Origin of the sequence: Sporotomaculum syntrophicum, from assembly GCF_009932395.1 — a bacterium.
GTDB lineage: Bacteria > Bacillota > Desulfotomaculia > Desulfotomaculales > Desulfallaceae > Sporotomaculum > Sporotomaculum syntrophicum.
The window spans coordinates 135,320-140,413 of sequence record NZ_LSRS01000008.1; the positions used below are offsets into that span (position 1 = coordinate 135,320).

Annotated in this window: 5 protein-coding genes; 3 read left to right on the plus strand and 2 right to left on the minus strand. The window is 44.8% G+C overall.

The window, feature by feature from the left end; all coding sequences use genetic code 11:
• The first annotated feature begins 142 nt into the window (after nt 1-142).
• A complete protein-coding gene (locus SPSYN_RS14355; RefSeq protein ID WP_161823177.1) occupies nt 143-358 on the plus strand; it encodes a hypothetical protein in 216 nt (71 codons plus the stop codon).
• 112 nt (nt 359-470) lie between these two features.
• Here the strand turns inward: SPSYN_RS14355 and hcp are convergent, their stop codons facing one another.
• Nucleotides 471-2,102 carry a hydroxylamine reductase gene (gene hcp, locus SPSYN_RS14360; RefSeq protein WP_161823178.1) on the minus strand — a complete coding sequence of 544 codons (1,632 nt, stop codon included), beginning with the start codon at nt 2,100-2,102 and terminating at the stop codon, nt 471-473.
• A gap of 454 nt (nt 2,103-2,556) precedes the next feature.
• Between hcp and SPSYN_RS14365 the strand changes: the two genes are divergently transcribed.
• On the plus strand, nt 2,557-3,804 hold the full coding sequence (locus SPSYN_RS14365) for an RtcB family protein (protein WP_161823179.1): 1,248 nt from the start codon (nt 2,557-2,559) through the stop codon (nt 3,802-3,804).
• Nucleotides 3,805-3,964: 160 nt separating this feature from the next.
• Here the strand turns inward: SPSYN_RS14365 and SPSYN_RS14370 are convergent, their stop codons facing one another.
• Entirely contained in the window at nt 3,965-4,537 is a 573-nt protein-coding gene (locus tag SPSYN_RS14370; RefSeq protein ID WP_161823180.1) for a LysM peptidoglycan-binding domain-containing protein, read from the minus strand.
• Nucleotides 4,538-4,765: 228 nt separating this feature from the next.
• On the opposite strand from SPSYN_RS14370, the gene SPSYN_RS14375 reads away from it, so the two are divergent.
• Nucleotides 4,766-5,094 (plus strand): transposase (locus SPSYN_RS14375; protein WP_161823224.1); only part of this gene is annotated, 329 nt, incomplete at its 3' end.

The following is a 5,094-nucleotide window of genomic DNA, read 5'->3' on the forward strand; positions in this document are numbered from 1 at the left end:
ACTTTTTCAGTGATCTCGGAACCGTCCCTCTGTGTTTCCAGATGTATCTCAAGTACCCAGATTATTTAATTAGTATTTCAAAAGGGTTGGACTTACAATGAAAGCATAGCCGGTTTAATCTGTTGGAAAAGAGGTCGTAGTTATGAAAAAGCTGATTGATAGATTATTAAACGCTGCTAGAAAATATAATGTATTTGATTTTGCTTGTTTTAAAATTGCCCTTTTTTCGTGCGGCATACTTGTCGGAGGATATTTCCCACAATTATTTATAAAATTTTCGCCCATCATCTGGTTAATATTTGTTACCACATATGCCTGGGTAATCTATAAAACAATTAAATATATTGATGTACATTGATGGGTGTCACAATATTTGCTCCACGATTTAATTGGCCGTCCCCGTGGCAACAAACAGCAAAAAAAACCGGCAGGCAACCATGATTGTCACCTGCCGGTTAAAGGTTATTTAATTATGCACCCATGAACAACTTCATATCATCGTCAACCGTACCCATACCTGCGATGCCAAAGGTATCCACCAGCACCTTGGCAACGTTCGGGGACAGGAATCCCGGCAGAGTGGGGCCAAGATGAATGTTCTTGACATTTAAGTGTAATAGCGCCAGCAGAACGATAACCGCCTTTTGCTCATACCAGGCAATATTAAAGGCAATCGGCAGCTGGTTAACATCATCCAGACCGAATGCTTCTTTGAGTTTTAGCGCAATCAGCACCAGCGAATAGCAATCGTTGCACTGTCCTGCGTCAAGCACTCTTGGAATGCCGCCGATGTCTCCCAAATTAAGTTTGTTGTAACGGTATTTCGCACAACCTGCCGTAAGGATTACGGTGTCCTGGGGAAGTTTCTGCGCGAACTCGGTATAGTATTCCCTGGACTTCATTCTGCCGTCACAGCCTGCCATAACAAAGAACTTTTTAATGGCGCCGGATTTGACCGCCTCCACAACCTTGTCGGCCAGTGCGAACACCTGATTGTGAGCGAAGCCGCCAACGATGCTGCCGGTTTCGATTTCATCCGGTGCCGGGAGAGTCTTGGCCAGAGCAATGATTTCGGAAAAATCTTTTTTACCGTTCGCGTCCGCTTTAATATGGGAGCGACCGGGATAACCGGCTGAATTAGTAGTAAAGATGCGGTTTTTGACCTCTTCACTTCTCGGTGGAACAAGGCAATTGGTGGTAAAAAGAATCGGACCGTGGAAAGACTCAAACTCACCAACCTGCTTCCACCAGGCATTCCCGTAATTACCCGCTAAATTATCGTATTTTTTAAAATAAGGGTAGTAATGTGCAGGCAGCATCTCACTATGAGTATAAACATCCACACCGGTTCCCCTGGTCTGTTCCAACAGCTGCTCCAAATCGGTTAAATCATGACCGGTAATTAAAATGGCGGGATTCTTCCTGACGCCGATGTTTACCTCAGTAATCTCGGGATTACCATACTTTGATGTATTTGCTTCATCCAAAAGCGCCATCGCCTTCACGCCATACTCACCGGTCTTTAAGGTCAACGCCACCAGGTCGTCCACAGAAAGGGTATCATCCAGGGTAGCCGCCAGCGCTTCGTAAATAAAGGCGTAAATTTCCGGATCTTCTTTGCCAAGCAGCAAGGCGTGCTCGGAGTAAGCCGCCATGCCTTTTACACCATAGGTGATCGTCTGTTGCAGGGACCGCACATCCTCATTTTCCGTTGCTAATATACCTACGGAAGCAGCCTTGTCCAACATATTTTCTCTCGTGTCTACTTCAAAGGTTGCGACATCGGGTAAGTCAGGCAAAGCAACTGTTTTTTTAAGTTCATTTCTGAAAGCAAGCATTTTTTTAATCTGCTCTTCTAATGCCATACCATCCCAGTTGGCGTTGGTAATGGTCATAAACAAGCTGTTCAGCATTTGACGATTAATATCGGGAAGCTTGCCTGCATCCAATTTGCCTTTGGTTACAACATAGGCAATACCTTTCAAGGTGTAAATCAATAAGTCCTGAAGTTTGGCGATATCTTCGGTTTTGCCGCACACACCACGGACAGTGCAACCTGTTCCTTTGGCAGTTTCCTGGCATTGAAAACAGAACATACTCATGATCGCTGCCTCCTTGTTAAATCTAATTTTTACTGCCGGCAAATCATCTTTTCCACGGAACCAACCGGGATGAATCACCCCCACTAGCCAAATATTTTATACAACCAATTAACCAGTTGCTAAAGCCAAAACAACCATTAGCTTTTTGTAAGGCATGGTTAAAGCTTAACTATGTGACAAATTTCTTCACGATTTATCGTTACTCATGGATATTTCTCTAAATTTTTATAATATTCCTGCCATTAATATAATTTATTTATAACTGATGATTACCGTTAAGTTTATTTGCTTAGTGCGCAACAAGGACACGGCCAAGTTACATTGGATTGTTCCGGATTACGCAATATGTTACAATCTTTGCATATAGTTGACTGGACAAGATAAATTACCTGTTTAATTGGCTAATGCACAAGTTAAGCATCATAAATGATGAGTTACAAAGAGGTAACCAAATATGTTTACTCTATACAACCCCAAGGACCAGAAATGGCCCATCAAAGTCTGGCTGGAAAATGCCGGGCAGTTGGAAGAAGACTGCCTGCGGCAGGCTAAAAACCTGGCCAATCTCCCTTTTATCCATAAATGGGTGGCCCTGATGCCCGATACCCATTCAGGTTACGGCATGCCCATCGGCGGAGTTATCACCACCAGGGACGTGATCATCCCCAATGCCGTGGGAGTTGACATCGGCTGCGGCATGATCTTCGTGCAAACCAACATCCCTGTCGAGCCCCTGGTCACCATCGCTACCCCCCACGGCAAGCTGGCCCAAACCATCATCAACGATATCATGAGAGATATACCGACCGGTTTTGCGCACCATAAGAGCAAACGCGCCTGCCTTGCCGCCAGTGATTTTCTGAGAAAACTATCCCCTGAGCAAAGGGAGAGCATGTCCCAAGAGATGCTCGCGAACCTGGATAATGCCTACTTTCAAGTGGGCACCCTGGGAGGCGGGAACCATTTTATCGAACTGCAGACGGATGAGCAAGGTTATCTTGGCATCATGGTCCATTCAGGCTCCCGGAATGTCGGCTATAAGATCTGTAATTACTTCAATGACCGGGCCAGGGAGCTAAACCGCCGTGAGCATGCACCCGTCCCCCTCGAGTGGGATCTGGCCTATTTGCCAACCGGCAGCAAGCTCGGGATGGAATATATCCGTTGGATGAACCTGGCCCTTGATTTTGCCAAAGAAAACCGGGCCCGGATGCTGCAGGTGGTCATGGAAAAGGTGAGCGCCAAGGTCGGAAAATATGCCCGGATAAAGGATATTGAATTTTCCGAGCCCATCAACTGCCATCATAATTACGCTGCTTTTGAGGAGCATTACGGGGAAAGGGTCTGGGTGCACAGAAAGGGTGCCATCCGGGCGGAAAAGGGTGAAATGGGGATCATTCCGGGTGCGATGGGTGCCTGTTCCTACCTGGTCACAGGGAAAGGCAACCCGGAAAGTTATAATTCCTGCTCACACGGGGCAGGTCGCCGCATGAGCCGCAGCACTGCAAAAAAACAATTCCCCGTGCAGGACACCATCGATGATCTTAAGAGCCTGGGGGTATTCCTCGGCAAACAAAAAAAATATGATGTAGGCGAAGAGTCCCGCCATGCCTATAAGGATATCGATTTTGTCATTAGCAACGAGCTGGATCTAATCGAGCCTAAATGCAGGTTGAAAACCATCGCCGTAATCAAAGGCTGAGGGAATTATGGAAAGCCTAACCGGCTTTCCGGGATTTCCCACAATGAAATCAAATGAAAATATTATAGAAGTCAAAGGGTTGAAGAATGGTTACATTGCCTGGTATTTCATTAATGCTCTGCCAAACAATATACAATGTGATTTTTCCTGTAAGGTTTTATTAAGAATTCCGGACAACAAGGAACTCATCAGATTTCGCACAGCAACTATTAATGCATGCCACAACAAAAACACGGCCCAAAGTACCTGGGGGTACCTCCCAAAGAATCTCAGCAACACCTGTAACAGCACTGGGACAATCAACACCGATAAGACTGGTAAGCTCACAGGTTTCAGTACCGGTAGGCTCTAGGAAAAAGAAGGCCCGGGAAACCGGACGATTGAATGTGGGCCGTACAATTACACGGGCATTAAGCTGGACAGCTCCGTTTATTATGTGCAGCGGTTGACCATCCTCTGTCAAGAAACTTAGTGTAAGCACACGAAGATCACAAACAGGTTCGGGTTCTCCGGTGGGGATGCATATTTCTTGACCTATAAAAATAATATCTCGGTTTACGATCTGTGGGTTCGCAGCAAGAATATCCTTAACTGTTACTCCGAATTGGCGAGCAATACTGAAGACTGTCTGGGTAGGTTTTACTTTATAAAGTTGACCGTCGCATTTTTGGGGTGGTCGCGGGATTTCTCCTGATACAGGAGTTTTCGCGCGTGTAAACTCATCATTACTCAAAGGTATCGTCTCCTTAATAAGTTGCTAATACATTATATGGTTTAAATTGAATAGGGTTAACCCTTAGGAAGGAGTAATAATCCCCACCTTTAATACCACGGTACCTATCGTCAGAGACACAAGGGGACGGTTCGAGACCACTGAAAAAGTCCATATAAAACACAAAAAGCATCCCCACCTATAGTATAATTAAGTCACCACAACAAAATATACCGGGGGATGCTTTTTATGCTAATTGAAACCACCTTTAAACAAGGCAGCTTTTACACTGAATTATACCATATAATACCGGAGAATCACATATTAAAACGTATAGATTCCGCAATATCCCTTAGCTTTGTCAATGAACTATTAGCAGATAGATATTGCAAAAACTTTGGCAGACCCGCCAAAGAACCAGAAATGATGATGAGGATCCAGTTCTTAAAATATCTATATACTATATCCGATGAACAGTTGTTACAAGATTTGACCGTAAATCTGGCTTACAAATGGTTTGTAGGCCTTAATCCAGAAGATCCTCTCCCCGAAAAAAGCTTACTGACCAAATTCCGTAC